General features: G+C 69.2%; 24 protein-coding genes. 15 read left to right on the forward strand and 9 right to left on the reverse strand.

Annotation, left to right across the window (positions count from 1 at the left end; genetic code table 11):
• Positions 1 to 36: 36 nt before the first annotated feature.
• The 5 genes from ACQP06_RS08705 to ACQP06_RS08725 all read left to right on the forward strand — a co-directional run bounded on the left by ACQP06_RS08705 (position 37) and on the right by ACQP06_RS08725 (position 5,813).
• Positions 37 to 987: a LysR family transcriptional regulator gene (locus ACQP06_RS08705; protein ID WP_379277833.1), complete on the forward strand. Its 951-nt coding sequence runs from the start codon at positions 37 to 39 to the stop codon at positions 985 to 987.
• Between the two features lie 299 nt (positions 988 to 1,286).
• Complete coding sequence (locus tag ACQP06_RS08710; RefSeq protein WP_433671758.1) at positions 1,287 to 3,092, forward strand: alpha/beta hydrolase; 1,806 nt, start codon at positions 1,287 to 1,289, stop codon at positions 3,090 to 3,092.
• Between the two features lie 94 nt (positions 3,093 to 3,186).
• Positions 3,187 to 4,347, forward strand: a complete 1,161-nt coding sequence (hsaA, locus tag ACQP06_RS08715) for a 3-hydroxy-9,10-secoandrosta-1,3,5(10)-triene-9,17-dione monooxygenase oxygenase subunit (RefSeq protein ID WP_357090110.1) — start codon at positions 3,187 to 3,189, stop codon at positions 4,345 to 4,347.
• A complete protein-coding gene (locus tag ACQP06_RS08720; RefSeq protein ID WP_213557303.1) occupies positions 4,347 to 5,201 on the forward strand; it encodes an alpha/beta fold hydrolase in 855 nt (284 codons plus the stop codon). The genes hsaA and ACQP06_RS08720 overlap by 1 nt, the downstream gene beginning before the upstream one ends.
• Before the next feature lie 87 nt (positions 5,202 to 5,288).
• Positions 5,289 to 5,813 carry a DinB family protein gene (locus tag ACQP06_RS08725; protein ID WP_433671759.1) on the forward strand — a complete coding sequence of 175 codons (525 nt, stop codon included), beginning with the start codon at positions 5,289 to 5,291 and terminating at the stop codon, positions 5,811 to 5,813.
• A 7-nt stretch (positions 5,814 to 5,820) separates the two neighbouring features.
• On the opposite strand, the gene ACQP06_RS08730 is transcribed toward ACQP06_RS08725, so the two are convergent.
• Together ACQP06_RS08730 and ACQP06_RS08735 are read right to left on the reverse strand one after the other, a co-directional pair.
• A complete protein-coding gene (locus ACQP06_RS08730; protein ID WP_433671760.1) occupies positions 5,821 to 6,450 on the reverse strand; it encodes a hypothetical protein in 630 nt (209 codons plus the stop codon).
• A 32-nt stretch (positions 6,451 to 6,482) separates the two neighbouring features.
• Entirely contained in the window at positions 6,483 to 8,786 is a 2,304-nt protein-coding gene (locus ACQP06_RS08735) for an ATP-binding protein (protein WP_433671761.1), read from the reverse strand.
• 99 nt (positions 8,787 to 8,885) lie between these two features.
• On the opposite strand from ACQP06_RS08735, the gene ACQP06_RS08740 reads away from it, so the two are divergent.
• Positions 8,886 to 9,317 carry an MmcQ/YjbR family DNA-binding protein gene (locus tag ACQP06_RS08740; RefSeq protein WP_433671762.1) on the forward strand — a complete coding sequence of 144 codons (432 nt, stop codon included), beginning with the start codon at positions 8,886 to 8,888 and terminating at the stop codon, positions 9,315 to 9,317.
• On the opposite strand, the gene ACQP06_RS08745 is transcribed toward ACQP06_RS08740, so the two are convergent.
• Both ACQP06_RS08745 and ACQP06_RS08750 read right to left on the reverse strand, forming a co-directional pair.
• Positions 9,308 to 10,237 carry an alpha/beta hydrolase fold domain-containing protein gene (locus ACQP06_RS08745; protein WP_433671763.1) on the reverse strand — a complete coding sequence of 310 codons (930 nt, stop codon included), beginning with the start codon at positions 10,235 to 10,237 and terminating at the stop codon, positions 9,308 to 9,310. The two genes, ACQP06_RS08740 and ACQP06_RS08745, sit on opposite strands and share 10 nt — an antisense overlap.
• A gap of 80 nt (positions 10,238 to 10,317) precedes the next feature.
• Complete coding sequence (locus ACQP06_RS08750; RefSeq protein WP_433671764.1) at positions 10,318 to 11,166, reverse strand: alpha/beta fold hydrolase; 849 nt, start codon at positions 11,164 to 11,166, stop codon at positions 10,318 to 10,320.
• A gap of 54 nt (positions 11,167 to 11,220) precedes the next feature.
• On the opposite strand from ACQP06_RS08750, the gene ACQP06_RS08755 reads away from it, so the two are divergent.
• The 3 genes from ACQP06_RS08755 (at position 11,221) to ACQP06_RS08765 (ending at position 14,111) form a co-directional block, all read left to right on the forward strand.
• A complete protein-coding gene (locus ACQP06_RS08755) occupies positions 11,221 to 11,817 on the forward strand; it encodes a TetR/AcrR family transcriptional regulator (protein ID WP_433671765.1) in 597 nt (198 codons plus the stop codon).
• Positions 11,818 to 11,834: 17 nt separating this feature from the next.
• Positions 11,835 to 12,974 (forward strand): erythromycin esterase family protein, encoded by a 1,140-nt coding sequence (locus tag ACQP06_RS08760; protein WP_433671766.1) that lies wholly within the window; start codon positions 11,835 to 11,837, stop codon positions 12,972 to 12,974.
• Positions 12,975 to 13,052: 78 nt separating this feature from the next.
• Positions 13,053 to 14,111 carry a hypothetical protein gene (locus ACQP06_RS08765; protein ID WP_433671767.1) on the forward strand — a complete coding sequence of 353 codons (1,059 nt, stop codon included), beginning with the start codon at positions 13,053 to 13,055 and terminating at the stop codon, positions 14,109 to 14,111.
• 3 nt (positions 14,112 to 14,114) lie between these two features.
• Here the strand turns inward: ACQP06_RS08765 and ACQP06_RS08770 are convergent, their stop codons facing one another.
• The 4 genes from ACQP06_RS08770 to ACQP06_RS08785 all read right to left on the reverse strand — a co-directional run bounded on the left by ACQP06_RS08770 (position 14,115) and on the right by ACQP06_RS08785 (position 18,914).
• Positions 14,115 to 15,335 carry a bifunctional 3,4-dihydroxy-2-butanone-4-phosphate synthase/GTP cyclohydrolase II gene (locus ACQP06_RS08770; RefSeq protein WP_433671768.1) on the reverse strand — a complete coding sequence of 407 codons (1,221 nt, stop codon included), beginning with the start codon at positions 15,333 to 15,335 and terminating at the stop codon, positions 14,115 to 14,117.
• Between the two features lie 179 nt (positions 15,336 to 15,514).
• On the reverse strand, positions 15,515 to 17,323 hold the full coding sequence (locus ACQP06_RS08775) for an MFS transporter (protein WP_433671769.1): 1,809 nt from the start codon (positions 17,321 to 17,323) through the stop codon (positions 15,515 to 15,517).
• 102 nt (positions 17,324 to 17,425) lie between these two features.
• The gene (locus ACQP06_RS08780; protein WP_433671770.1) at positions 17,426 to 18,043 is read right to left on the reverse strand and encodes a PadR family transcriptional regulator; all 618 of its coding nucleotides are present in this window, start codon (positions 18,041 to 18,043) and stop codon (positions 17,426 to 17,428) included.
• Between the two features lie 37 nt (positions 18,044 to 18,080).
• Positions 18,081 to 18,914, reverse strand: a complete 834-nt coding sequence (locus ACQP06_RS08785) for an IclR family transcriptional regulator (RefSeq protein ID WP_357090075.1) — start codon at positions 18,912 to 18,914, stop codon at positions 18,081 to 18,083.
• 247 nt (positions 18,915 to 19,161) lie between these two features.
• On the opposite strand from ACQP06_RS08785, the gene ACQP06_RS08790 reads away from it, so the two are divergent.
• The 6 genes from ACQP06_RS08790 to ACQP06_RS08815 all read left to right on the forward strand — a co-directional run bounded on the left by ACQP06_RS08790 (position 19,162) and on the right by ACQP06_RS08815 (position 24,390).
• On the forward strand, positions 19,162 to 19,656 hold the full coding sequence (locus tag ACQP06_RS08790) for a flavin reductase family protein (protein ID WP_357279627.1): 495 nt from the start codon (positions 19,162 to 19,164) through the stop codon (positions 19,654 to 19,656).
• 109 nt (positions 19,657 to 19,765) lie between these two features.
• Positions 19,766 to 20,932: a Rieske 2Fe-2S domain-containing protein gene (locus ACQP06_RS08795; protein WP_433671771.1), complete on the forward strand. Its 1,167-nt coding sequence runs from the start codon at positions 19,766 to 19,768 to the stop codon at positions 20,930 to 20,932.
• Positions 20,933 to 20,943: 11 nt separating this feature from the next.
• A complete protein-coding gene (locus tag ACQP06_RS08800) occupies positions 20,944 to 21,189 on the forward strand; it encodes a hypothetical protein (RefSeq protein WP_433671772.1) in 246 nt (81 codons plus the stop codon).
• 134 nt (positions 21,190 to 21,323) lie between these two features.
• Entirely contained in the window at positions 21,324 to 22,406 is a 1,083-nt protein-coding gene (locus tag ACQP06_RS08805; protein ID WP_433671773.1) for a 2Fe-2S iron-sulfur cluster-binding protein, read from the forward strand.
• Positions 22,407 to 22,433: 27 nt separating this feature from the next.
• Positions 22,434 to 23,312, forward strand: a complete 879-nt coding sequence (locus ACQP06_RS08810; protein WP_357090061.1) for a VOC family protein — start codon at positions 22,434 to 22,436, stop codon at positions 23,310 to 23,312.
• Positions 23,313 to 23,358: 46 nt separating this feature from the next.
• Positions 23,359 to 24,390, forward strand: coding sequence for a zinc-binding dehydrogenase (locus ACQP06_RS08815; protein ID WP_433671774.1), 1,032 nt, complete (start codon positions 23,359 to 23,361; stop codon positions 24,388 to 24,390).
• On the opposite strand, the gene ACQP06_RS08820 is transcribed toward ACQP06_RS08815, so the two are convergent.
• On the reverse strand, positions 24,381 to 25,235 hold the full coding sequence (locus tag ACQP06_RS08820) for a class I SAM-dependent methyltransferase (RefSeq protein WP_433671775.1): 855 nt from the start codon (positions 25,233 to 25,235) through the stop codon (positions 24,381 to 24,383). The two genes, ACQP06_RS08815 and ACQP06_RS08820, sit on opposite strands and share 10 nt — an antisense overlap.
• Positions 25,236 to 25,310 lie beyond the last annotated feature (75 nt).

Below are 25,310 nucleotides of genomic sequence, written 5' to 3' on the forward strand. Positions count from 1 at the left end.
AATCGGACAGGCGGTTTCGATCTAGACTCGCTCGCTATGGATGTGCACTCGCGGCAGTTGCGGTATTTCGTCGCGGTGGCGGAGGACCTGAGTTTCACGCGGGCCGCGCAGCGGCTGCACGTGGCGCAGCAGGGGTTGAGTGCGCAGATCAAGCAGTTGGAGCAGGCCCTGGACCTGGTGCTGTTCATCCGGACCACGCGCAGTGTGGAGCTCACCGCGGCGGGGGAGGCGCTGCTCGAGGGGGTCCGCGGCGCGCTGACCACCTTGGGCCTGGCCGTGGAGCAGGCGCGGGTGGCGCAGCGGCGCGAGTCGGACCGGCTGGTGCTCGGGTTCCTCGAGGGCGCGGCGCTGACGCTCACCGAGCCGATCCTGGCGGCCTTCCGGGAACGGCATCCGGACGTGACGGTCGACATGCGGCAGTTCACCTACGAGGAGCCCGCCGCCGGTCTGGCCGACGGCAGCGTGGACGTGGCCTTCGCCCGACTTCCGTTCCGTGCGGACGGAATCCGGGTGGAGCCGCTGTTCGCCGAGCCGCTGGTGGCGCTGGTGCCCGCCGAGCATCCGCTGACCGCACTGCCCGAGGTGCGGGTGCGGGACCTGCTGGACCAGCCGCTGCTCGGCGCGGACAACGACGATCCGGTGTGGAATGCGTTCTGGGAGTTGCACGATCACCGCGACGGGACGCCCGCGCCGGTGGTGTCGCGGTCGAAGTCGCTGCTGGAGGAGCTGCACAAGGTGTCGGCGGGCGTCGGCGTGGTGCTGACCGTCGCGTCGGCGCGCTGGATGCCGTTCCCCCGGGTCCGGTTGCTGCCGATTGTCGATGCCCCGCGCAACGAGGTAACCGTGGCCTGGCCCGCGGAACACGAGACCCCGCTGGTGCGTTCGTTCGTCGAGATCGCGCGGGAGGTCCGGGCCGCGCGTCCGGAACTGGTCGAGCTGCTGGAACGGCCCGATTTCGAGGATCGGACACTACCAGCTCACCTCTGATTGACAAGTGCCGCTTGTCAATCACCGAAGAATAGCTGTTTCACATTGCTGGGGGGACGCCCTACTGTTGCCAGACGTGGGCGGACAACGCGGGGGGGCTGCGTCGTCCACTGCGAACCTCCCTGCGGTTCGTGGCCGCCTCATTTCTCGATGAGGCGCACCCCTCATTTCCCGATGAGGGAATCTCGGATAGCCGGCGCCGCCGGACACCGGCCTGAGCCCCCGGCGTCCGGCGGCGCCGGTGTCGTGCGCGCGTGTCGCTGCGGGCCGGGCGAGTCCTGGAGACCAGACTCGGAGACATGAAGGCCGACGGTCAGGACCTCGACAAGCCCGCCGACGACATGCCCGCCGACGACGCGCAGCCGGACACCCGATCGTTCCCGTCCCGCGTGTGGGCGGTCATCGCCCGCGTGGAACGCGCGATCAACCCGAACTATCCCGGCCTGATCGTGGCGTGGATCTTCTTCCTGTGGGCGGTGTCGCCCTCCCTGCTGCCCCGCACCTGGCTGTTCGAGGGCCTGGTCTGCGGGATCAGCGCGGCCATCGGCTACGGCGTGGGCTGCGTGCTGGCGTGGGCGTTCGAGAAGTGGGTGCAGCCGCGGCTGCCCGACTCCGCCGAGGGCCTGGCCAAACTGTGGAATCCGAGCGAAACCACCCGGGCCGTCGGCAAAGTCGTGATCCTGGTCGGCACCATCGTCGGCGCCGCGCTGGTGCTGGCCCGGTCGGCCCGCTGGCAGCGCGACCTCGAAACGCTGATGGGGATGGAACCGACCACCACGTCGAGCTACCTGCGCGCCGAACTACTGGCCGCGGCCACCCTGGCCCTGGTGATCGCCGCGTACCGCGTGGTGCGGTGGCTGATCCGGCTGATCGTGCGGCTGCTCAATATCGACTGGCACATTCCGCGCGGCCTGGCCTACCCCGGCGCGGTCGTCGTGGTGGCCGTGCTGGCGGTGCTGCTGTTCCAGGGCGTGCTGGCGAAAGCCTTCTTCGCCACGGCCAATTCGGCGTTCAGCCTGCGCAACGGCAAGACCTCGGAGAGCGCGATCCAGCCGCAGCTGCCCGAAAGGTCCGGCAGCCCACAGTCTCTGGCCGGATGGGACACCCTCGGTTCGGAGGGCCGCTGGTTCGTGGCCACCGCGCCGACCGCCGAACGGATCGCGCGGGTCACGGGAAAGCCCGCGCGCGAACCGATTCGGGTGTACGCGGGCCTGGACTCGGCGAAGGAGCCCGAGGACATCGCCGCCCTGGTGGTGCGCGAACTCGACCGCACCCGGGCCTTCGACCGCAAGGTGCTGGTGGTGGTGACCACCACCGGCACCGGCTGGGTGGACTCCACCACCGCCTCCTCGATCGAGTACATGTACGGCGGCGACAGCGCCATCGCCGCCACCCAGTACTCGTACCTGCCCAGCGTGCTGTCGTTCCTGTCCGACCGTGAGAAGGCCACCGAGTCGGGGCGACTGGTCATCCACGCCGTCCACGAACGGTGGGCCCAGCTGCCGCCGGAGCACCGGCCCAAGCTGCTGGTCTACGGCGAGAGCCTGGGCTCACAGGGCTCCGAGGGCGCGTTCTCCGGACTCGACGACATCCGCAGCATGGTGGACGGCGTGCTGTGGGTGGGCCCGCCCAACTCGAACCGCATCTGGAGCCAGATCGAGCAGCGCCGCGACGTGGGGACGCCGGAGATCCTGCCGATCTACGCCGACGGCCTCATCGTCCGCTTCGCCGCCACCGCACCGGATCTCGCCCGCCCCGCCCGCCAGTGGACCGACCCGCGCGTGGTCTACCTGCAACACGCCTCCGACCCCATCGTGTGGTGGTCGCCGGATCTGCTGTTCACCCAACCGGATTGGCTGAAGGAATCGCGCGGCGCGGATGTCTCCAAATCCATCCGCTGGTGGCCCATCGTCACCTTCTGGCAGATCAGCGCCGACCTCGCCAACGCGCAGGGCGTGCCCTCGGGCCACGGCCACCGCTACGGCGACCTGGTCCTCGACGGCTGGGTCGCCGTCGCCCAGCCGGCCGACTGGAACCCCGGCCTCGACGCCGCCATCCGCGAGGCCCTCGACGAGGACATCACCTGGGAGTACGCCCACAAGTGACCGACGTTCCGATGATCGGGACTATTTCGGTTCGAAACACCTGGATGGTCATAACTTCGATGGCAGGAAACTCTGCACGAGGAGGAACGCCCGCATGACTAACAAGGTGCTCGATCGGGTCCGCGATCTGCTGCCCGCGATCCGGGAACGCGCGGTTCAGGCCGAAGAGCAGCGGCGGGTGCCCGACGCCAGCATCGCCGAGCTCACCGAGGCCGGTGTGTTCCGCATGCTGCAGCCGGCCCGTTTCGGCGGCATGGAGGAGTCCCCGGTCGCCTTCTACGAGGTGATCCGCGCGATCGGCACCGTGTGCCCGTCCACCGCGTGGGTGTCCTCGGTGCTGGGCGCGCACCCGTGGCAGCTGGCCCTGTTCGAGGACCAGGCGCAGCAGGACGTGTGGGCCGAGAACCCCGACACCCTGGTGTCCTCCTCCTACGCGCCGACCGGCAAGCTGACCGTCGTCGACGGCGGCTACGAGCTGTCGGGCCGCTGGCAGTTCTCCTCGGGCTGCGACCACGGCCAGTGGGTGTTCCTGGGCGCGCTGGTGCCGACCGCGACCGGCATGGACTACTACACGGTCCTGGTGCCGCGCACCGATTACCGCATCGAGGACACCTGGAACGTGTCGGGCCTGGCGGGCACCGGCTCCAACGACATCGTCATCGAGAAGGCCTTCGTCCCGGCCTACCGCGCCTACTCGGCCGCGGATCAGGCCAACCTGATCGGCCCCGGCCAGGCGGTGAACACCAACCCGCTGTACAAGATCTCGTTCGGCGCGCTGTTCTCCAACACCATCACCGCCCCGATCATCGGCGCGGCGCAGGGCGCCTACGACGCGCACATCGAGCGTCAGCGCGAGCGGGTGCGGCTGTCCTACGGCGGTCAGAAGGTCTCCGAGGATCCCTTCGCCCACGTCCGGATCGCCCGCGCCGCTTCGGAAATCGACGCCGCCGTGCTCCAGATGGAACGCAACATGTCCGAGCAGCTGCGCTACGCGCAGGCCGGTGAGGAGATCCCGTTCGAGCTGCGGCTGGCCACCCGCCGCGACCAGGTGCGCGGCACCGAGCGCGCGCTCGAGGCGATCGACCTGCTGTTCAAGAACTCCGGCGGCCACGCCATCCGCCAGCCGAACATCATCGAGCGCAACTGGCGCGACGCCCACGCGGGCAGCGTGCACGTGATCAACGACGTGGAGCGCGCGCTGGCCATGTACGGCAAGGGCGCCATGGGCCTCGAGGTCGCGGATCGGATGCTCTGATGACCCTCACCGCGGAGAGCACCACCAAGTGGGTGACCGTCGACGGTCACAAGCTCCGCTATCACGAGGCCGGTGAGGGCCCGGCGCTGGTGCTGTTGCACGGCTCCGGCGCGGGCGTCTCCGGCTGGGCCAACTTCGGTGAGAACCTGCCGGTGCTGGCCCAGCACTTCCGCTGCCTGATCCTGGATCAGCCGGGCTTCGGCGAGAGCGGCCGCCCGGAGGTGTACGAGCGCAACTACCTGCGCATCGCCGCCGACGCGGTGATCGGCCTGCTCGACGAGCTGGGCCTGGAGAAGGCGCACGTGCTCGGCAATTCCATGGGCGGCACGGTCGCGACCCTGCTCGCGCTCGAGCATCCGGGCCGCGTGGACCGCGTGGTGCTGATGGCCCCCGGCGGGGTCGGGGTGAACATCCTCGGACCCGAACCGTCCGAGGGCATCAACCGGCTCATGGAGTTCAATATGAACCCCAGCGACGAGAAGGCCATGGGCTTCCTGCGGGCCATGGTCTCCAACCCGGCCACCCTCACCGAGGAACTCGTCGCCAAGCGCCTGAAGGCCGCCGCCGACCCGAAGGGTCAGGCCGCCCTGCGCGACGCCTACGCCACCTTCTACAACCCGAAGCTGGCCGAGCCGGTTCCGCTGTGGGCGCGGCTCAAGGGCATCAAGCAGGAAGTGCTGATCCTGTGGGGCCGTGACGACCGGGTGACCCCGGTGGAGGGCTCGCTCTTCGCGGCCCGGCAGATCCCCAACGCGGACCTGCGCACCTTCGCGCGCTGCGGCCACTGGGTCATGGTGGAGCGCAAGGACGCGTTCGAGCGTTCGGTGATCGACTTCCTTAACAACGGTCTGTAGCAAGCGGTTTCCCGGGATTCGGGGGGTGGGATTTCCCACCCCCCGAATTCGTTTTCCCGGCTTCCGGCCCGGCGTTAGAGTCCGACCATGACGTGGACTGCCCCCGAGGTCACCCGTTCCCAGCAGGTGTTGGTCGGTGACGAGCGCGCCGTGCTGCACTCCCTGCTCACCCGCGGCCGCGAGATTCTGCTGTGGAAATGCCAGGGCCTCACCGGCGCTCAGCTCGCGACCCGCAGCGTGGAGCCGTCCAGCATGTCTCTGCTGGGCCTGATCCGGCACATGACCGAGGTGGAGCGCGGCTGGTTCCGCATGCGCGCGGCCGGCGAGGAGCCTGGGTACATCTACTCCGACGAGGTGAACCGCGACGGCGACTTCGACGACATCGACCCCGCGCGGGCCGAGGCCGACTACGGTCGCTTCCTCGAGGAGATCGCGGTGTGCGACAAGGCCATCGCCGACCTGCCGCTCGACCACGCCACCCGGCATCCCCGCACCGGCAAGGACCTGAGCCTGCGCTGGATGTACCTGCACATGATCGAGGAGTACGGCCGCCACGCCGGCCACGCCGACCTGCTCCGCGAACGCATCGACGGGGCGACGGGCTACCAGTGACGCGTCGTCACTCCGCGGCGCGGCGGCGTCCCTCCGCGAAGAACTCGGTGAGCGCGTCGAGGTCGCCGAGTTCGGCGATCGTGCGAGCCGCGCCGAAGGACTGGTTCCAGAAGTCGCCGGAGCGCGGCCGCCACGGGCCGACGTAGGCGTAGGGCTCGCCGATCAGGGCGTCGCCGGGGGAGACGCCGTAGTTGACTTCGTCGAGGTCGATCCCGAGATCGAAATGCTCGGACCACAGCACCGGCGTGTGGTCGGGGGCCAGGGCGCGCAGGGCGGCATCGCCGAGTCCGTAAGCGCTGGTGAGGATCCGGGACTGCCGGGCGTCGACGAACAGGGGCACGTGCGGGTTGAAGGTCGTGCGGCTCGCGTACACGCCCTCCGGCATCCCGGGTTCGACGCCCGCCGCGGTGGCCAACTCCGCGATGGTCGCGCCGTCCAGCTTCCCGATCGGCGCGTCGTCGAGCAGCAGCACATCCGCGCGCACCGCGAGTCGCGGCTCCGACACCGTGGCGAATCCGCCCGGCACGGGGGTCAGCCGAATCGTCTTGCTGCGCAGGTATTCCGGCCCGGCCAGCAGTTGCTCGGCCACCGCGTGCAGGCTCTCACGGGTCCGGTGGTAGTCGTCGATGATAGTCATGCGAGCAAGTCCTCCGGGGTGCTGATCGGGAGCTACAGGTCGTGTTCGTGGGCCCAGGCCGCCAGCTGGGTGCGGGAGGTCAGGCCGAGCTTGGTGAGGATGTGTTCGACGTGGGTCTCGGCGGTGCGCACCGAGATGACCAGGTCGGCGGCGATCTTCTTGTTGCTGTGTCCGGCCGCCACCAGCCGGGCCACGTCCTTCTGCCGGCGGGTCAGCACATTGGTCTCCGACAGCGTCGCCGTGACGGAGCGGGCGGGTCGCTTGAGCGCGGGTGGTGCGGTGACCGGTTCCGGCTCCGGTGCGGCGGTGTGGCCGAGCGCGTAGTCGATGGCCTCGCTCAGCGGCAGGCTCGCGCCCGCGCCGAACGCGCTGCGGAAGGCCTCCTCGCCCAGCGCTTCGCGGACCTTGAGCCGCTCCTTCTCGCCGACCGCCACCGTGATGGTGTGCGCGAGCCGGATGGTGCTGCGCTGCAGGGACTCCGCCGCGCCCATCAGCCGGGCGGCCCGCTCGTGGTCACCGCCCGCCGACACCGTCCAGGCCAGGCCTTCGAAGGCCGAGGACAGCCAGATGCAGCGCTCGAACAGGGCCAGGCTTTCGATGGCGCGACCGTGGAAGTCGGCGGCCGCCTCGAGGTCGCCGCGCCGCCAGTGGTCGATGCCGACCGTCCACAGCGCCAGCCCGCCCAGCAGATGCGAGCCGCTCTCGGTGGTGAGTTCCAGGAACCGCTCGGCCAATTCGGTGCGGCCGGGCGCTTCCAGCACCATGGCGGCCATGAAGGAGAAGGCGTGCGAGTCCATCTCGATGGCGTGCTGTTCGTGCTCGGCCGCCAGGGAGATGGCGCTGCGGCCCAGTTCCAGGGAGCGTTCGCGGTCGTTGGCGAAGGCCAGCAGCGACTGATCCAGCGCCACCTCGGCGAGGATGTCGTGATCGTCGAGGCTCGCGGCCAGTTCCACGCACTCCGCGACCAGCCGCGCCGCGGATTCCTGATCGCCCAGCAGCGCGGCCAGCGAGCCCGCCGAGGACAGCGCCCGGGCGCGCTCGGCGGTCCGCGCGGGGTTGCGGGCCAGTGAGTCGGTGAGCCAGCGGTAGCCCTCGGACAGGAACCGGTTGTGCTCCCAGAACGGCCGCAGCACGGTCACCGTGGCCATGGTGTGCAGGGGATCGTCCTCCAGGCCCGACTTCAGCGCCGCGCGCAGGTTCGCGTGCTCGCGGCTCAGTTCGCGGAACCAGTCCACGTCCTCGGCGGTCCAGTACGCGGTCTGCCCGCGCATGGCCAGTTCCCGGTAGTGCTCGCGATGCCGGGCCCGAACCTCCTGCGCCGTACCGCGTTCGGCGAGCCGGTCGGCGGCGAACTGGCGGATCGGCTCCAGCATCGAGTACCGGGCCACGTCGCCGTCGAAGCGCAGCATCACCACCGATTTGTCGACCAGCCCGGTGAGCGCCTCGATGAGCGCGCCCGGCGCCAGCTCGCACACCGCCTCCGCGGCGTCGATGTCGAAGCCGCCCGCGAACACCGAAAGCTGTTCCCACAGCGTCTGTTCGGCGATGGTGCACAGGTCGTAGCTCCAGCGGATCGCGCCCTCGATGGTCTGCTGCCGTTGCGGCGCGGTGCGCGGCCCGGCGCTGAGCAGCCCGATGGTGTCGTCGAGGCGGTCGCGGATCTGTTCGGGGGTGAACATGCGCAGCCGCAGCGCCGCGAGTTCCAGTGCGAGCGGCATGCCCTCGAGGCGGCGGCAGATCTCGGCGAGCACCGCCCGATTGGCGGGGGTGGCCTCGAAGCCGGGGTTGGCGGCGGTGGCCCGCTCGATGAACAGCTGCAGCGCGTCGCCGTCCTCGCCCGCGGTGTCGGGCACGGTCAGCGGCGGCACCGGCATCACCTGTTCGCCGGGGATGCCGAGCACCTCGCGGCTGGTGGCCAGCACCCGCACATCAGGGGTGGTGGCGATGATCCGGCCGACCAGCGCGGCGCACGCCTCGATCAGATGCTCACAGTTGTCCAGGATCAGCAGCAGCCGCTTGTCGGCCAGGAATTCGGTGAGCCGGGGTAATGGCGCGGTGGACTCGTCGCGCAGATTCAGCGCCTCGGCGACGCTCAGCGTGACCAGGGCAGGATCCTGCACGTCGGCCAGCTCCACCAGCCACACACCGTCCGGGAAGGCCCGCGCCACCAGGTGCCCGATCTGCCGCGACAGGCGGGTCTTGCCCATGCCGCCGGGGCCCAGCAGGGTCAGCACCCGGGTGGTCGGCAGTAGACGTTTCGCGGTAGCCAGTTCTTCGCGACGGCCGACGAATGAAGTGACCTCTTCGGGGAGGTTTCCATTGACACGCCGCGCCATGGCGTCCAACCTATGTGATTTGCCGCATTCAAGGCCAGCAGGCTCGCATAAACCCAGCTCGCGGACGTCGTCGGTGTGTGCGGCGATACACTCGACCAGGTGCCGAGCAGCAGCCGCCGCGCCCGCCTCGCCGACGTCCACGACCTGGCCGGGGCCATGCCGCACGTCACCGTCGAGCACGGGCCCGCGGGCAATCCGGTCTATCAGGTGGGCCGCAAGTCCTTCGTCTACTTCCGCACCCCGCGCCCCGACGCCGCCGACCTGGAGACGGGGGAGCGCTACGACGACGTCATCATCATCTGGGTGCCGTCCGAGGACGACAAACTGGCCCTGACCCAGGACCCCGGCTCACCGTTCTTCACCACGCCGCACTTCCGGGGACACCTGTCGGTTCTGGTGCGCGGCAGCCGAATTCCCGAACTGACCCTGGGTGAACTCGCCGAAGTCGTGCAGGACGCCTGGCTTTCGCGCGCCTCGGCCACTCGCGCCCGCAAGTGGCTGGCCGAGAACGGGCCCGCCGCTCAGGGGTGAGCGGACGGCTCCGCGCCGTTCGGCCGGAGCGCCGCGCGCAGGCCGGCGATCAGGACGGCCTGTGCCGCACGGCCTTCCGGGGTCGGCGTCAGCGGGTAGACGTGCACCAGCTCCGCCGCCTCGTGATAGTCGACCGCCACGCCCGCCGCCCGGGCCTTGCCGACCAGCAGCCGCGCATCCGGCATCAGGATGTCGCGGGTGCCGCAGAACACGGTCAGCGGCCCGAGCCCGGTGAAGTCCGCGAACAACGGGCTGACCTGAGGGTCGGTGATGGGCAGCGATCCGCTCCAGTGCTCGCCGAGCACCAGGCCGCCGGGGCGGCCCAGCCACGGGTCGCTCGGCTGCACCTCGGCGATCTCCGGATTGCTCATCGAGAGGTCCAGGGCGGGGGAGATCAGCACCGTGCGCGGCAGGATCACCTCGTGCTCGTCACGCAGGAGCAGGGCGGTGGACAGCGAGATCTGCCCGCCCGCCGAATCACCGGCCAGGCACACCTCGCCGTATCGGGCCCGGTTGGCCAGTACCAGCTCCGCGAAGGCCGGGATGACCCGATCGGCGGTGCCGAAAGGGATGAGCGGGTAGATGGGAAGCGTGACAGTGGTTTCCGCGCGGGCCGCGATCTCCGCGGCCAGCCGCCAGTGCTGCGGCGCGATCTCGTTGACCCAGCCCCCGCCGTGCGCGTAGACGACATTGCCGCGGGCGCGACCGGACCGCGGCGTCAGCGTGTAGACGGGCCGGACCGAATCCTGGAGCACCGAGACCTCGACGTCCGAGCGCAGGCGGCGCGGCGGGCCGTAGGGCAGCGGCCGCAGGGTGCGCTCCCGGATGCGTTCCCGCGCGCCCTCCGCGGTGATGAACGGGCGGTTGGCGCGCGTGACCCGCAGATACCAGGGCACTATCCGGCTGAGCAGGCTGGGCATTCGCGCCTCCGGGGTGTCTCGGGTGCCCACACCGCGTCGTGTGGCCGCTTCCGCCGACGATACCGAAACCCCGGCCCGGCCTATTCGTTCTCGACGACGGCGCCGGTCAGGAAGGCGGACATGGCCTCGGCCACGGCGTCGGGGCGATCCAGCATCGACAGGACGTAGGCGTCGTCGAGTTCGCGCAGCCGGGCCTTGGGGATCAGCTCGGCCAGGCGGCGGCCGTGCTCGCGCGGCATCACCTTGCCCGCCGACGACCACAGGATCAACGCGTCGCCGGGGAAGTCGCGCAGTGCTTCGGTATTCGCGATGTACTCGGCCTTCGACCGCGGCGAGCGCGCGTAGCCGAGCAGGTCCCGTCGAATCCGCTTGTCCCGCAGGCCCGGTTCGGTCCAGCCGCGGACCAGGTCGTCGTCGATCGGGCGGCGCGCCATCCAGCCGAACATGACCGGGGTGGCGCGCAGCCACGACACCCGTAACTGCCTGAGCGCCAGCGTGACTCCGCCGGGCAGCGCGCACGCCACGATGGCGGTCTTGCCGGGCAGTCCGGGCGGGAAGTTGTCGAACGCCTCGCAGGGCAGCACGATCAGTCGCCCGACCCGCTCGTCGAGGCCGTACGCGGTGAGGAACAGCCCGCCGCCCCAATCGCTGTGCACCAGGGTGACGTCGCGCAGATCCAGCGCGGTGAGGAATTCGGCGAGCAGCTGATTCAGCCCCCGCATGCTCAGGTCGGCGTCCGCGCGCAGCGGTTCGGGATGCGCGCCCAGCGGCAGGTCCGGCAGGACGTACCGGAAGCCCGGGGGCAGCTTGCCGATCACCTCGTCCCACACCGTGTGATTCATGAGCAGTCCGTGCAGCAGCACCACCGCCGGTCCCGCGCCCCGCTCGGCGTAGTGCACCCGTCCCACACTCAGCTCGACTGTCGGCATCGCCTTCTCCCCTCTAGAGCACACGCTCTAGTGCGTTTGCTCTAGTCTGGACGGGTGAGCGAGAAGCTGTCAACCACCACCCGGGATCGCCTGGTCACCGCCGTCGCCGAGCTCATGCGCGTCCAGGGCTACAGCGCGATCACCGTCAAACAGATCACCGCGGCCTCGGGCGCCCCGATGGGCTCGCTCTACCACCACTTCCCGGCCGGGAAGGCGGGCATCGCGGCGGAGGCGCTGCGCACCTCGGGCGCGGCCTACATTCAACTGCTGCCGCTGCTCATGGACGCGCACGAGGATCTGCGCGAGGCCGTGCCCGCCGCGTTCACCGCCGCCGCCGAGACCATCGAGCAGAGTGGGTGGATGAACATGTGCCCGGTCGGGACCGTGGCCGGGGAGGTCGCCGACAGCGAACCCGGGATCCGCGAGGTGGCCGCGGACGTCATGCGGTCCTGGATCGACGAGGGGACAGGCTATTTCGTGCGGCGCGGCCTCGGCGAAGCCGATGCCCGGGAGCTGATGGTCGCCGTATTGTGCGCCCTGGAAGGCGCGTTCGTGCTCAGCCGGACCCTGCGCTCGACCGAGCCGTTGCTGGCGGCGGGACGGGCGATGGGAGCCCGCGTGAGCCAGTTGCTTGACATCAAGATTGGTTGAGGTTGGAGGGTGGGGTCATGTCGACCGAAACCACCCTCGCCGTCACGCCCTTCGATGACACGACCGCAGAGACCCTCGCGCGCTCGCTGTCGCACGCGGTCGTCGTCGGCATCGGCGAGTCCACCCGTTTCGCCCATCAGACCTTCGCCGTGCGCGCGGCGATCTTCCGAAACCTGTTCGAGCGCCACGGCTTCCGCACCCTCGCCGTGCAGGACAGCGCCGACGTCGGCGCGACCCTGGACGCCTACGTCCGCACCGGCGTGGGTACCGCCGTCTCCGCCCTCGACCTGTCCTGGCGGCCTTGGCGCACAGCGGAAATGGCGGAGGCCCTGACCTGGATCCGGGAATTCAATCAGGCCCACCCCGACGATCAGGTCGCCATCATCGGCGTCAAGCCGGTGCAGGCCAAGCCCGCGGACTACGACACCGTCCTGGACGCGGTCCGGGCCCACGCGCCGGACCGCGCCGCCGAACTGGCCACGCACCTGGACCCCATCCGCACCGCGCATACCCTCGACGAACACGTCCAGCGCGCCCGCGGCGTCCACCCGGGCCGCCTCTTCCTCGACCACGCCCGCGACGCGTCGGCGCTGGTGGCGTCGATCCCCGAACTCGGCGAGACCGTCCGCGCCCCAATGGCTTTGATCGAGGAGTTCCATCGGTACAGCGTCGCGGGCCGGGGGAGTTTCGCCGGCGACGGTGAGCGGTGGGCGGCCACGATCATCGGCCACCATCAGCGCACCGGATCGCGCACCGTGTACTGGGACGGCATCGCGCACGTCTCCGCCGGGGCCGCCGCGATCGGTCTGGCCGCGGGGCAGGAGGCGACCGCCAGCGTGGGTAGCGTGCTGCGCGAGCATTTCGGCCGCGACTACGCCGCGGTGGCGATCGGATTCCATCACGGTGATGTCGGCGTGGCTCGGATCCCTGCTCCGGCAGGAGATTTCCTGGACGCGAAGCTCGGTGAGGCGGGCCCGGAAGGGCTGTGGCGCGACCTGCGCACCGATCCGCTGCCGGGTCCGGCCAAGCTGCGGGTGATCAGCGGCGTGTACGACCCGATCCGGGATGCCGACGAGCACTTGGCGATTCGCGATCTGCCGGAGGCCTTCGACGTCCTCGTGCACATTCGCGAGGTGACGCCGGTCCGGTGGCTGTAGTCGCCGCGTTCGCGTGCGGGGCGAGCGGCGCGCCCGGCGGCGGTAGGTGTCGCCGACCGGGTCGAATACGCTGCGCCCGTGAGTGAAGACCTTGGGGAAGACTTCCGGCACCCGTCGGAAGAGCAACGGCGGCAACGCGATGCGGAGGCGAACGAGTGGTGGGGGCGCAACTACGGCCGAACGGTGGATCTCGGATCCTTCGGTGAGGCGCTGTCGGTCCTGCTGGCCTTCGACTTCGGCGATTGGTCACGGCGCGAGATCGACGGCGTCATCGAGAAATTGGCGTGGGAGTCCATCCGGGACGACTCCGGCGGGCTGACGTCGGCGACCGCGGGTGGCGCGGAGTTCGTCGCGGTGGACACCCTCCGCTCGGTCACCGGGCCGGGCTTCGGCCACGGCGAGGTCGAACAGCTGCGGCTGTCCTACCCCTGCGAATCGGCCCTCGTCGATCATGTCTTCACCACCGCCCTGGCCGAATGCGTCAGCGTCCTGGGCGAACCCGACCTGGTCGGCGGCCCGGGCGCGATGGCCATCTGGTGGCGCGGCCGCGAGACCCTGACCCTGGGCCGCTCGATCCGGCCCCTCGAGGTGAGCCTGCGGATCGAGCAGCGTGGTCCGGCCGAGGCCGAACGCGAATTCGCGTGGGAGTACGACGAGGACCACTGGCCCCGGGAATGCTGGCTGGCCTGGACGGACGAGTCGCGGGCCACGGATGCCGGGGCGTGGGGCCACAAGGAGCCCGACGCGGCCACCCTCGAGGAGCTCGAGGACCACATCGACCACTTGTTCCAGTCCCTGACCGTGGACCTGCCGGTGCTGTATCCCCTTGTCCCGCACGTGATCTGGGTGATCACCCTGGCCGACCGCCCGCACTGGGTCGCGCAGGGTTTCTTCGCCGCCAACTCCCAGTCCCGGCTCGAGGTCCGCGAGGACGACCACGCGCGCGGGCAGATGTACAACCACGGCGTCGGCGCGGCCCGGCGGATGGCGGCCGAGACCAAGGCCGCGATCCGCCGCTCGGGCGCGAAGTACCCGTCGGACTTGCGATTTCAGGCCTGGGTGTCACCGGCCAAACCGGCGTTGCAGGCGTTCCGGCTCGGGTTGCGGTGGGGCGAGCACCGGCCGGACGAGGCTTGACGACTAGCCGACCGCCGGAATGTCGGTCAGCAGGTGGCTCATCCGATCCCGCTTGGTGGTCAGGTAGTGCACATTGTGCTCGGTCGGCTGGGTCTGCAGCGGGATCCGGGCGTGCACCGCGATCCCGTGGGCCTGCAACCCGGACTGCTTGGCCGGGTTGTTGCTCAGCAGCCGAACCGAATTCACGCCCAGATCACGCAGGATGTGGGCGGCCGCCCGATAGTCGCGGGCGTCGATGGGCAGGCCGAGCCGGACATTGGCGTCCACGGTGTCGGCCCCGCCGTCCTGCAGTTCGTAGGCGCGCAGCTTGTTGAGCAGCCCGATGCCCCGGCCCTCCTGACCGCGCAGGTAGACCACGACCCCGCGGCCCGCGGCGGCCACCGCCGCCAGCGCGGCGTCGAGCTGTTCGCCGCAGTCGCAGCGCAGCGAGCCGAAGGCGTCGCCGGTCAGGCATTCGGAATGCACTCGCGCCAGGGCGTTCTCGCCCGACGGGTCGCCCAGGACCAGGGCCAGGTGCTCGTCACCGGTGTGGGCGTCGGCGTAGCCGTAGACCCGGAAATCGCCGAAGCGGGTGGGCAGCCGGGTCTCGACCTCGCGGGAGATGCCGTGCTCCAACCGTTTCCGGTACTCGATCAGGTCGGCGATGGAGACCAGCGGGATGTCCCACTCCTTCGCCAGGATCAGCAGATCGGGGAGCCGGGCCATGCTGCCGTCGTCATTGACCACCTCGGCGATGACGCCGGCGGGCCGCAGCCCGGCCAGGCGCATGAGATCCACGGCGGCCTCGGTGTGGCCCGGACGACCCAGCACGCCACGGTCGTTGGCGCGCAACGGGAACACGTGGCCGGGGCGGGAGAGCTGTTCGGCGGTGGTGCGCGGGTCGGCCAGCAGGCGCATGGTGTGCGCGCGGTCGGCCGCGGAGATGCCGGTGCTGACACCGGTGACGGCGTCCACGGAGACGGTGTACGCGGTGCCCTTGGGGTCCTCGTTGACCGCGGTCATGGGCGGCAGCCCGAGCCGGTCGCAGTCCTCGCCGGTCATGGGCACGCAGATGACGCCGCTGGTGTGCCGCACCAGGAACGCGATGTTGGCCGCGGTCGCGTGCTCGGCGGCCAGGATCAGATCGCCCTCGTTCTCGCGGTTCTCGTCGTCCACGACCAGCACCAGGCCGCCGCGGGCCACCGCCGCCACCGCGCTCTCGATGGAGTCCAGTGCACCGGTCATCGTCGACCAACCTCTCCGGCCGCACGAACGATGGCTTGCAGAACTGTGGGGCTAGCGGCCTATTACCAATAGAAATATGACTGACGGAGAACATCGAGGTCAGATCCCGCTCAATGGGCACGAAAACGGCCCGGAAGCCAATCGCTCCCGGGCCGTTCTCCCTTCAATCAGGTCCTACGTCAGTGGGCGGCACCACCCGTCGCCGGGGTCCGGCCGTGCTTCATGATGAGCGCCCCGACCAGCGCCACCGCCGCGGAGGCGGCCACAAAGTAGAAGCCCAGCTCATAACCCTTGTCGGCGTACAGCATCGGGATCTCCTGGGTGACCGGCGGCGCGCCCGTCACCGACACCACGGCCTTGACCGGGTTGGCGGTCAGGAACGCGGTGGCCACCGCGAGACCGATGGCCGCGCCCATGGCCTGCATGACGCCCAGCATGCCCGCGCTGATGCCCTGCTGTTGCGCCGGAACACCTTCCACGATCAGGTTCGGCGTGGACGCGTAGTAGAACGCGAACGCGACACCGTAGACCGCGCTGATCAGCGTGATGGTCTGCCACCCGTGCGACATGGCCGCGTAGGCCAGAGCGGAGCCGACGGAGATGGTCAGGGCCGTGATGAGCGGCCAGCGGGCACCGGAGCGCCGGATCCACAGACCGCCGAGGAAGCCGAAGAGCATGGCGATCAAGGACTGGGCGAGCGTGACGTGCGTGGCGTACTTCATCAGGGTGAAGTTGTCGCCGTAGGAGTAGCCCGGCTCCAGATCGACCTTGACCATGTCCGGCGGCAGGTGCTGGTACACCATCTCCGGCGGCACCTGAGCGTTGACGACCTCCGGGGTCACCTGAGCATTCACCTTCTCGGTCAACTGCTTGACCAGATCCGGCGGCAGGTCCATGCCCGGCGGCATGGCGGCCTTGGCCTGCGCCTCGGCCTGAGCGAGGCCCTGGGCCCGCGCCTGGGTGAGCGCCTGGGCTTGGGCCTGGGCCAGCGCACCGGACTTCACCTGCTCCCAGGTGGCGTCCTTGACCTGCGAGACCACCGCCGACGACGGCGGCGACTGGGTCATGTAACCGGTTGCGTAGGACTGGTATCCGATCATGAAAGAGGCCAGCAGACCGATGAACAGCACCACGCTGACGCGCGGGTTGAACAGCAGCTTCATATCCATGATGGGGTTCTTGGCCCGCATCTCCACGATCGGGAACAGCGCCAGCAGCACCAGGCCGCCGATCAGCCACACCAGCGTGGACGGCTTGCTCCAGCCCCAGTCCTGGCCCTTGTCCAGGTACAGCAGGGTGAGGGTGGCGCCCGCGCCGAGCAGCACCGCGCCGATGATGTCCAGGCGCTGCGGGGTGCGCAGCTTCGACTCCGGCACGAACACGATCAGCAGCGGAGTCATCACCAGGGTGAAGATGAACAGGAACCAGAACAGTCCGCGCCAGCTGGTGTGATCGGTGATGTAGCCGCCGATCAGCGGACCCGCGAGCGCGGAGACGCCCAGACCCGTGGAGGCGATGCCCAGGCCGATGGGAACCATGCGGCGCGGCATCAGGTCGCGGATCAGACCGTAGGACACCACGGTCGTCGCGATAGCCGAAGCCTGCAGCGCGCGGCCCACCAGGAAGATCGCCCAGGTGCTGGTCAGCGCGCACATGACCGTGCCGATGAGGAACAGCCCGGCGCAGACCAGGAACATCCGCTTCTTGCCGTAGATGTCACTGAGCTTGCCGATCAGCGGGGACACCGCGGCACCGAAGATGCCGAAGACGATGATGGCCCAGTTGATGTTCGCGCCCTGCTCGGGGAAGGTGGGGGCGATCTGGCGCAGGGCCGAGGCGACCATGACGTACTGCATCGGAGAGATCTCGGTGAACAGCACGATGATTGCGAGGACCGACCAGATCCTCAGGTTCGATGCGCCATCGAGACGACCCGAGTCGTCAGGCGCAGTTCCGGGCGGCACCGCGGTGTCGACGGAGGTGGACATAGTGCGTCCTCCAGGGTGGGTAGTAACACGATCCTGTGAACCGTGTCACGCCCGGGGAGTGCTGCCCATCACAAAGTCCGGTCAGTGGGAATTACCGGAATTCTATTTCTTCGTGGTCTTCCGGCGGCTACGCTGCCTCGCCAGTTTGTCCAAATCTGACAGCAAGTCCTCTGCGAATTCCTTCTCCGCCTCGTAATGCTTGACGCACCAACGCAAGACCGCGCTCGGATAGGCCCAATCCGGATTCACGTCCGCGCCCTCGGCGTCGGCCTGTGCCCGGCGGCGCATGGTCTCGGTGTATTCGATGTGCTGCTGCAGGATCTCGCGCATCCGGTCCGGCTCGGCCAGATGACCGAGCCAAGCCCGCAGCATCACACTGTGTTTGAGCACCGGCGCTTCGACGGGGGAGTGGTTGACCCACTCCGAGGCGGCCTCACGCCCGGCCTCGGTGATGGCGTACATGCGCTTGCCGCGCATGCCGTCCTCGGAGACCACGGTCCGCGACACCGCGTACCCGTGCTTCTCCAAACGCTTGAGCTCGGCGTAGATCTGGGAGAACGAGGGGCTCCAGTAGAAGAACTGCAGACTCCAGTCGGCCCACTTCTTGAGGTCGTATCCGGAGAGTTCCTCGGCATGCGAGAGCATTCCGAGCACCGCCCACGCGGTCGTGGGCAGGTCCGGAATCGCCCGCGCCTCCGCGGACGGCACGCCATCGATCATCATCGAACTGTATCGCCCCGGCATGTGCCCGCTCCGATCAACGCCAGTGCGCGCGACGCGGGAACAGGGTGCGGCCGGCCTCGTGGGCGACCTCGAGCACGACGCGGGCCAGCCGGTCGTAGCTCATGCCCTCGGCGCGACCCGACAGCGACAGCGCGGCGGGCGCGGTGCCCCGGCCCCGCAGCGGCGCGGCGACGCAGGCGATGCCGGCGATGGCCTCCTCGCGGTCGATGGCCACGCCTTGGCGCAGGCGGATCTGCTGCAGCTCGCGGGTCAGCGCCTCGGGCTCGCAGATGGTGCGCGGGGTCAGGCGCGGCAGGCGGGTGCGCAGCGCGGCCTCGGCGATGTTGGGCTCGAGACAGGCCAGCATGGCCTTGCCGAGAGCGGTTGCGTGCGCGGGCATCCGGCCGCCCAGGCGGGTGGGCAGGCTCGCGGCGAAGCGGCCGCCGGCCTTGTCCAGGTAGACCACGTCGCGGCCGTCGAGCACCGCCAGGTGGCCGACCATGCCGGTGCGCTGGCTCAGCTCGTGCAGCAGCGGGGAGACGGCGTCGCGGATCTCGTTGTGGTCGGCGGTCAGGCCGCCCAATTCGAGGGCGCGCATGCCCAGCCGGTAGCCGCCCGAGGTGTGGGCCAGCCAGCGCAGCTTGATCATCTGGTCGAGGATCCGGTGCACGGTGGACCGCGGCAGCCCGGTGCGCTCGACCAGTCCGAGCAGCGTGAGGGTCGGGGTGGAGGCGTCGAAGGCGTCCAGGATCAGCGTCATGCGCTCGATCATCGAGACGGGGACCTCGGCACTCGCGCGAGATTCCTTGGCGCGCATGGGGTTGTGGGGGTGTCGAGTATCCGCGGGCGGCAGCATGGCGATGGTCATATGTACCTCCGTTGGTTCATATCCGGGCTGGGTGTATCGGATGGGGCTATTCCGATTAGGCATGTACCTAGCTCGGACCTTGTGCTACCCATCACAGTGCCGCACGCCACAACCTGCGGAATCGGGAGAACTACGTAAAACCTACGGATCCGTGTCCCGATCACCGAACCACCGTGTTGACGCCTCCTGCTCACGACCTGCTGTCATGACTGCTAGCTATATTTCGGATCGAAATAAGGAGGAGCCGGTGCTCGATCAGACCCCGGCCATCGACGCGACGGCCTTCAAGACCGTCCTCGGGCGTTTCTGCTCGGGGGTCACCGTGATCACCGCCCTCGACGAGGACGAGCCGCTCGGCTTCGCCTGCCAGTCGTTCGCATCGCTGTCCATCGACCCGCCGCTGGTGAGCTTCTTCCCGGCGCGCAGCTCGAGCACGTGGCCGCGTATCCGCGAGATCGGGCGGTTCTGTGTCAACATTCTGGCCGACGACCAGGCCGAGCTCTGCCGGCAGCTGGGCCGCCCCGGCCCGGACAAGTTCGCGGGCGTCGAGTGGGCCCCCTCGGAGAACGGTTCGCCGTTGCTCGCGGGCGCCATGGCGTCGATCGACTGCGAGCTCTACGACGAGGCCGACGGCGGCGACCACACCATCGTCATCGGACGCGTGACCTGCTTGAATGAACATTCCGAAGCCAAGCCGCTGCTGTTCTACCGCGCCGCGTTCGGTCGTCTCGAGCATCCGTAAACGGGCCCGTCTCGACTATCAGTAGTCACCGCCCGGCCAGTGAGACTGCGCTGTCGTCACCGTCACACCGGCCGCAACCATCGAAGCAAGGCAAGGGAGAGGAATTCACATGACCACCACGGACAGTGAGGTGCGAGTCATCGATGCCGGGAAGCCCCCGACTCGATTCGCGCGCGGCTGGCACTGCCTGGGCCTGGCCGACTCCTTCCGCGACGGAAAGCCGCACACCGTCAAGGCTTTCGGCACCGAGATCGTGGTGTTCGCGACCGAGAACGGCGACCTGAACGTGCTCAACGCCTACTGCCCCCACATGGGCGGCAACCTGGCCGACGGCACCGTCAAGGGCGACTCCATCGCCTGCCCGTTCCACGACTGGCGCTGGAACGGCAAGGGCAAGTGCACCGGCATCCCCTACGCGCGCCGCGTGCCCCCGCTGGCCCGCACCAAGGCGTGGCCGACCATGGTCGAGAACAAGCAGCTGTTCGTCTGGCACGACCCGGAGAACAAGCAGCCGCCCGCCGAGCTGGCCATCCCGCGCATCGACGCCGCCTTCGACGACCAGTGGACCGACTGGACCTGGAACTCCATGATCGTCGACGCCAACTGCCGCGAGGTGGTGGACAACGTGGTCGACATGGCGCACTTCTTCTACGTGCACTACGGCTTCCCGACCTTCTTCAAGAACGTCTTCGAGGGCCACACCGCCAGCCAGTACATGACCTCCGTCTCGCGCGAGGACATGATGGGCGAGACCGCCAAGGCGCTGGGCGGCAAGAACGTGCTGCAGTCGGAGGCCTCCTACTACGGGCCGTCCTACATGATCGACTACCTCAAGAGCGAGAGCCCGAACGGTCTCGTGGTCGAGGGCTACCTGATCAACTGCCACTACCCGATCAACGAGAACCAGTTCGTGCTGCAGTACGGCGCGATCGCCAAGAAGCCCGAGGGCGTCCCGGCCGAGCAGGCCGCGGAGATCGCCGCCAAGTTCGTCGGCGGCCTGGGCAAGGGCTTCGAGCAGGACGCGGCCATCTGGAAGCGCAAGTCGCGGATCAACAACCCGCTGCTGTGCGAGGAGGACGGCCCGGTCTACCAGCTGCGTCGCTGGTACGAGCAGTTCTACGTGGACGCGGCCGAGGTCGCGGACGAGATGACCGACCGCTTCGAGTTCGAGGTGGACACCACCCGTGCGGTCACCGCGTGGGAGGCCGAGGTCGCCGACAACCTGGCCAAGCGCGACGCTGCCGTGGCGGGCCACGTATCCCATACCGGCGCCTGAGAGGCATTGCCATGGACGAGGTTTCGTGCCGGTCCTGCGGGACCTGCGTGCTGGTGGAGAAGTTCAGCGACCAGCACACCAGCGTGCAGTGGAACAAGGAAGCGCAGGCCGCGTGCACGGAACTCGAGCAGACCGGGTTGCGTTCGCACACCTGCCGTGAGCTGCGGGCCAGCATCGACGAGGCTGTCGCCTCGGGTGCGCTGACGGTCAGCACGCGGGATACGGACGTACAGACCCGCGGGCGAACTCAGGCCTGAGCGAGTGCCGGCCCGCCGCGGGCCGGCCTCCTCCGGGTGGGCCTTCCGACATCGTCGGCGGTCGGCCCCGGTTTACTGATACCCGCCTGGGCGGGTTCGAAACGAACAGCACAGGAATGGAACTGGTGGAACGGATGACGGTCACAGACTTCGAGGTAGACCAGGCCGTGGCAACCGCTCAGGTGAGCGGGATCACATCGGCGACGATCGTGCGCGTGGTGCACGAGACCGCCGACGCGGTGTCGCTCGAGCTCGTTCCCGACGCCGCGCACGCCGAACGGTTCTCCTACCGTCCGGGCCAGTTCCTGACCCTGCGTATCCCCAGCGACCTGACCGGCTCGGTGAGCCGCTGCTACTCGCTGTCGAGCGCCCCGCACGAGGGCGGCCCGCTCAAGGTCACCGTCAAGCGGACCGTCGAGGGCTACGGCTCGAACTGGCTGTGCGACAACGCCGCCGAGGGCCTGGCCCTGGACGTGCTGCCGCCCGCCGGCATCTTCACCCCCGACTCGCTGGACACCGACCTGCTGCTGTTCGCCGGCGGCAGCGGCATCACCCCGGTGCTGTCCATCCTGAAATCCGTGCTGGCGCAGGGCAGCGGCCACTGCACGCTGATCTACGCCAACCAGCACGAGAACTCGGTGATCTTCGCCGAGGAACTCGCCGAACTGGCTGCCGCGCACCCGGATCGGCTGCTGGTGCTGCACTGGCTGCAGTCAGTGCAGGGCCTGCCCAGCGTGGCCACCCTGGCCGCGCTGGCGCGGCCGTGGGCGGGCCGGGAGGTCTTCGTCTGTGGTCCCGGCCCGTTCATGGACGCGGTCGCCGCCGCCATGACCGAGCTGGGCGCGGACCGCAAGCGCGTGCACGCCGAGAAGTTCGTGTCGCTGTCCGGCAATCCGTTCGAGGTCGACACCGCAGCGAGCGAGGTCGTGATCGACGACGGCGACGCCGCGACCGTGCAGGTCGAACTCGACGGCGAGAACCACGAAATGCCCTGGCCGCGTCAGCAGACGCTGCTCGACACCATGCTCGCCAAGGGACTGGACGCCCCGTACTCGTGCAAGGAAGGCGCGTGCAGCGCCTGCGTGTGCCGCGTCCTGACCGGCGAGGTCACCATGCGCCGCAACGAGATTCTGGAGGAGGAGGACATCGCCGACGGCTATGTGCTCGCCTGCCAGGCCGTTCCGGTCACCGACGACGTCACCGTCACCTATTCCTGATATCCCGAACCCCCGAGGAGTATCACCATGGCTGCCTTCGCCTCGCTCGGCTACGTGCGCGCCCACATCGCCGATGTGGACGCCTGGCGCGCGTTCGCCTTCGACACCATCGGTTTCGCGGAGGGCACCGGCCCCAACCCGGACTCCATCTACCTGCGCGTCGACGAGCACACCTACCGCCTGGAACTGGTGCCCGGCGACCGCGACGCGGTCATCGCCGTCGGCTGGCAGGTCGCCGACCGCCGCTCGCTGAACCTGGTCCGGGAGATCCTGGAGCAGGCCAAGATCGAGGTCACCACCCTCTCGGTCGCCGAGGCCGTGAACCGGCACGTCGAGGAGGCCATCTCCTTCGTCGACCCGTCCGGCTTCACCATCGAGGTCTTCCACGGCCCGCTGCTGGACCACAGCCCGGTGGTCTCCAAGTTCGGCAACCGCTTCGTCACCGGCGATCTGGGCCTGGGCCACGTGGTGCTGCCGGTGCGCGACATCGAGGAAGCCCGCGAGTTCTACACCGAGGTCCTGGGATTCGCCTCGCGCGGCTCGTTCCGCGTCGGCCCGCCCGAGCACCCGATCTGGATCCGCTTCATGGGCGTCAACCCGCGCCACCACAGCCTGGCGCTGATCCCCGGCTCGCGCCCGGACGGCCCCGGCATCGTGCACGTCATGGTCGAGGTCGACTCGCTCGACGATGTCGGCCGCGCGCTGGACCGCGTCAACAAGGCGGGCTACCACCTGTCCTCGACGCTGGGCCGCCACACCAACGACAAGATGATCTCCTTCTACGTGCGCACCCCCGGCAACTGGGATCTCGAATTCGGTTGCGAGGGCATGCTCGTCGGCGACGACTACGTGGCCGAGGAGATGACCGCCGACAGCTACTGGGGCCACGAATGGGCCCGCGGCTAGGACAGTGAATTCGCGGTCGGCACCCTGACCCGAGGTAGGAAGAAACATGCGCGCGGTAGTCATGCGGAACCGGAAGCTCGTCGTGGACGAGATTCCGGAACCGGTGCCCGGTCCGGGGCAGGTGCTGGTCGAGACCATCGCCTGCGGGATCTGCGGGTCCGACAAACAGGCCCTCGACTACACCGACGAGTTCCTCCAGGCCTCCCGGGACAGCGGGGTGCCGACCTTCCTGTTCGATCCGTGCCGGGACCTGGTGCTGGGCCACGAGCTGTCGGCCCGGGTCATCGGCGCCGGACCGGACACGCCGTTCGTCGAGGGGCAGGCCGTGGTCGCGCTGCCCTGGGCGCTGGACCGCGCGGGCGACATCCACGGCATCGGCTACTCCAACGAATTCCCCGGCGGCTTCGGCGAGCGCATGGTGTTGCAGGCCATGGCGCTCGAACCGATCCCCGACCACGTGCCCCCGCACGTCGCCGCCCTCACCGAACCCCTCGCCGTCGGCTTCGGCAATGTGGCCCGCACCGGCATCGGGCCGGACGGTACCGGCATCGTGATCGGTTGCGGCCCCGTCGGTCTGGGCGCGGTGGCCGCGCTGGCCGAACGCGGCGTCGCCCCGATCGTCGCCTCCGACCCGTCGAAACTGCGCCGCGAGGCCGCGCTGCGGATGGGCGCGCACCGCGTGGTCGACCCGGCCGTCGAGGACCCGGTCGAGGTGTGGCAGGAAACGGCCGCACCCGGACAGAAGCTGCACGTGTGGGTCTGCGCCTCGGTGCCCGGCCTGCTCAACGACCTCATGTACAAGGTCCCGCGCGAGACCGCCATCCTGCAGATCGGCGCGGTCATGACCGACGACGTCATCCGCCCCGTCGTCGGCATCTACAAGGACATCTCGCTGCAGATGTGCATGGTCTACCCGCAGGAGGAGTACGCGAAGACCTTGCGCCGCATTGCCGACGGCACCGTCGACGCCGCCTCGCTCATCACCGATCAGGTGGGACTGGACGGGGTCGCGGACGCCATCGAGGCCCTGCGCAACCCCGACGACCACATCCAGATCCTGGTCCGCCCTCAGTTGTGAGCGCGCACCAATCGGCAGAAGTCCACGGGCGCAAGACCATCCGTGCGCTGCCAGAGCGCGGCGTCGACGGCTTCGCGTTGCGAGATGTGCTCGGCGACCGTGAATCCGTGCTCGTTCAGCAGGGCCGTCACCGACTCGGGGGAGAAGAAGCTGAGCATGGGCTCGCCCTGCTGCGCGGTGGCCAGGCGGGCGAATTGGGCGAACACCCGGCCGGATTCGTCCTGTAATTCGTCCGGGAGCGCGTATTCCATGACCAGTTCGGTGCCGGGCGTGAAACCGGACAGGGTGTCCAGGGTGGCCGCGATGGCAGGTTCGGTCAGGTACATGGCGACGCCCAGCCAGCTCACCAACGAGCGGCGATCCGGGTCGAAGCCGTGGGCCTTCAGCTGCGCGGTCAGATCGTCGCGCTCGAAGTCGACGCCGACGAATTCCACTGCCGCCGTATCGAATCCGGCGTCGGTCAGCAGCTCCCGCTTCCACGCCTGCGTGGCCGGATGGTCCACCTCGTAGACGGAGACCCGCCCGGCGGGCGCGGTGCGCCAGGCGAAGGTGTCCAGGCCCGCGCCCAGGATCACGTACTGCTCGAAACCGCCTGCCGCCAGCCGCGTCTCGGTGTAGTGCGCGCGGGCGCTGACCTGGGATCGGCTGCCGCTGAGGACCGGGTGATCACCGGACTCGCGATGGTAGGCCACGAGTTCGGCGGCTCGCTCACCCAGCAGCGTCGCGGCCACGGTGTCGCGGAACAGATGCGGCGGGTGATCCACGACCAGATGCGCGGCGCGCGCCGCGGCGGCGATCATCGCGGTCCGGCTCGGGCCCTTGTCGTTCGGTGAGCCGTCGTCCATCGAATTTCTCCCATCGTTCGAAAGTCGGCGAATAGCCGTGAGATCCGATGGTAGACAGGAGAATTCGATTTCGCT

The sequence above is a fragment of the Nocardia sp. CA-136227 genome (assembly GCF_050955695.1).
GTDB lineage: Bacteria > Actinomycetota > Actinomycetes > Mycobacteriales > Mycobacteriaceae > Nocardia.

What these genes read in the sequence shown, in the direction of transcription:
- ACQP06_RS08725 (WP_433671759.1), top strand. Translation starts at nt 5,289, where the DNA reads ATGACGTGGACTGCCCCCGAGGTCACCCGTTCCCAGCAGGTGTTGGTC.
- ACQP06_RS08710 (WP_433671758.1), top strand. Translation starts at nt 1,287, where the DNA reads ATGAAGGCCGACGGTCAGGACCTCGACAAGCCCGCCGACGACATGCCC.
- ACQP06_RS08815 (WP_433671774.1), top strand. Translation starts at nt 23,359, where the DNA reads ATGCGCGCGGTAGTCATGCGGAACCGGAAGCTCGTCGTGGACGAGATT.
- ACQP06_RS08810 (WP_357090061.1), top strand. Translation starts at nt 22,434, where the DNA reads ATGGCTGCCTTCGCCTCGCTCGGCTACGTGCGCGCCCACATCGCCGAT.
- ACQP06_RS08785 (WP_357090075.1), bottom strand. Translation starts at nt 18,914, where the DNA reads ATGACCATCGCCATGCTGCCGCCCGCGGATACTCGACACCCCCACAAC.
- ACQP06_RS08805 (WP_433671773.1), top strand. Translation starts at nt 21,324, where the DNA reads ATGACGGTCACAGACTTCGAGGTAGACCAGGCCGTGGCAACCGCTCAG.
- ACQP06_RS08820 (WP_433671775.1), bottom strand. Translation starts at nt 25,235, where the DNA reads ATGGACGACGGCTCACCGAACGACAAGGGCCCGAGCCGGACCGCGATG.
- ACQP06_RS08775 (WP_433671769.1), bottom strand. Translation starts at nt 17,323, where the DNA reads ATGTCCACCTCCGTCGACACCGCGGTGCCGCCCGGAACTGCGCCTGAC.
- ACQP06_RS08780 (WP_433671770.1), bottom strand. Translation starts at nt 18,043, where the DNA reads ATGATCGATGGCGTGCCGTCCGCGGAGGCGCGGGCGATTCCGGACCTG.
- ACQP06_RS08750 (WP_433671764.1), bottom strand. Translation starts at nt 11,166, where the DNA reads ATGCCGACAGTCGAGCTGAGTGTGGGACGGGTGCACTACGCCGAGCGG.
- ACQP06_RS08800 (WP_433671772.1), top strand. Translation starts at nt 20,944, where the DNA reads ATGGACGAGGTTTCGTGCCGGTCCTGCGGGACCTGCGTGCTGGTGGAG.
- ACQP06_RS08745 (WP_433671763.1), bottom strand. Translation starts at nt 10,237, where the DNA reads ATGCCCAGCCTGCTCAGCCGGATAGTGCCCTGGTATCTGCGGGTCACG.
- ACQP06_RS08705 (WP_379277833.1), top strand. Translation starts at nt 37, where the DNA reads ATGGATGTGCACTCGCGGCAGTTGCGGTATTTCGTCGCGGTGGCGGAG.
- ACQP06_RS08730 (WP_433671760.1), bottom strand. Translation starts at nt 6,450, where the DNA reads ATGACTATCATCGACGACTACCACCGGACCCGTGAGAGCCTGCACGCG.
- ACQP06_RS08760 (WP_433671766.1), top strand. Translation starts at nt 11,835, where the DNA reads ATGTCGACCGAAACCACCCTCGCCGTCACGCCCTTCGATGACACGACC.
- ACQP06_RS08795 (WP_433671771.1), top strand. Translation starts at nt 19,766, where the DNA reads ATGACCACCACGGACAGTGAGGTGCGAGTCATCGATGCCGGGAAGCCC.
- ACQP06_RS08735 (WP_433671761.1), bottom strand. Translation starts at nt 8,786, where the DNA reads ATGGCGCGGCGTGTCAATGGAAACCTCCCCGAAGAGGTCACTTCATTC.
- hsaA (WP_357090110.1), top strand. Translation starts at nt 3,187, where the DNA reads ATGACTAACAAGGTGCTCGATCGGGTCCGCGATCTGCTGCCCGCGATC.
- ACQP06_RS08720 (WP_213557303.1), top strand. Translation starts at nt 4,347, where the DNA reads ATGACCCTCACCGCGGAGAGCACCACCAAGTGGGTGACCGTCGACGGT.
- ACQP06_RS08770 (WP_433671768.1), bottom strand. Translation starts at nt 15,335, where the DNA reads ATGACCGGTGCACTGGACTCCATCGAGAGCGCGGTGGCGGCGGTGGCC.